The sequence below is a fragment of the Ketobacter sp. MCCC 1A13808 genome, assembly GCF_009746715.1.
In the GTDB taxonomy this organism is placed as follows: Bacteria; Pseudomonadota; Gammaproteobacteria; order Pseudomonadales; family Ketobacteraceae; genus Ketobacter.
On sequence record NZ_VRKW01000060.1, the window covers coordinates 1 to 1,319 of the forward strand.

Annotated in this window: 1 protein-coding gene; it reads right to left on the minus strand. The window is 47.3% G+C overall.

The genetic code is table 11. The features are described 5' to 3' along the window. Positions 1 to 157 precede the first annotated feature (157 nt). Positions 158 to 1,240, minus strand: coding sequence for an IS5 family transposase (locus tag FT643_RS23005; RefSeq protein ID WP_156873736.1), 1,083 nt, complete (start codon positions 1,238 to 1,240; stop codon positions 158 to 160). Positions 1,241 to 1,319: the final 79 nt, after the last annotated feature.

The following is a 1,319-nucleotide window of genomic DNA, read 5'->3' on the forward strand; positions in this document are numbered from 1 at the left end:
CAGCTTGTTGAAAATAGCCTGAAAATAGAAATCACATTTGACATTGAATGCCGACAATTCTGGAGAGAAGTAATGGTTTTCGTGAATAATATTGAAAATGGCCTGATCCGTTTCAATATTTGGTTCATGCCACGCTGATTTCCCTCTTTTCAAGCTCCTATTCTTGCCAATGCGGCTGTAGATTGTTGATCCTTAGCAAATTGTATACGGTCACCGCAAAGGTGACCGCCGCATCCACTCTCGGCATACCCCGATACATCATTCGTCTCAAACCACCGTATTGCTTAACCCAGCCAAAGGTGGCTTCAATCATTTTTCGTTTGCGTAAACTTATTTTATAGCCAGGGTGACGAGTTGTACGTTCATCTATCGCGGAACCACCGTTACGTTCTATATTCTGAGCAAAGTGTGGTGTAAATTTCATCACCCGGCAGGCGTCAACATAATCGTGCGTATCGAAGGCTTTATCGCCACCCAATGTCTTAAGATGCTCACCCTTCATTTCCGCCAGCAGATCAAGTGATACTTCCCTCTCCGTAACACTGGCTGCCGGTGCCGTTTTCACTTTTACCACAAAGTGGTTACGATTCTCGGTTACATGACAAACACCATAGCGCAGCTTTGATTCCTGTCCCTTATTCTTACGCATCAATTCTGCATCCGGATCCGTTCTGGAGCTATGGGTCTGATTGCTCCGTTTTTCGCCGTGAAAGTCCCGTTCACGGCTCTGAGGGGCGTCATCATCGTCATCGTCGCGTGGCTGAAAGCTCTTGTGGGATGCCCATGCATCGATCAGCGTTCCATCGACACTGAAATGATCGTCTGATAACAGGTGGCGCTTGCGGGCCTGGCGTAATACTGCGTCAAACAGTTCGGGTAATACCGCATGCTCCAACAGGCGCGCCCGGTTCTTCGTGAACGTTGAGTGATGCCAAACGGCATCATCCATTTCCAAGCCCACGAACCAACGATACAGCATGTTATATCGAATTTGCTCCACCAATTGCCGCTCACTGCGGATGGTATAGAGTACCTGTAACAATGACGCGCGAATCAGCCGCTCGGGGGCAACAGATTCTCGTCCAATATCGGAGTACATGTCGTCAAAATGATCATCGAGTTCTTTCAGGGCGGCATCAAGCAGTCTACGCAGCGATCTCAACGGATGACTTTTGGGTACAAAATCCGTAACCGTGGTCGTTATAAACAGTTTGGGTTGGCTGATGTCTTCACCGCGCATAGTTAGGCTCTGTATTCAAAGAGAAGAAAACGCTATTTTTTCACAAAATAGTTAGTAAGGGGAGTTTTTCAACAAGCTG

What these genes read in the sequence shown, in the direction of transcription:
- FT643_RS23005 (WP_156873736.1), bottom strand. Translation starts at nt 1,240, where the DNA reads ATGCGCGGTGAAGACATCAGCCAACCCAAACTGTTTATAACGACCACG.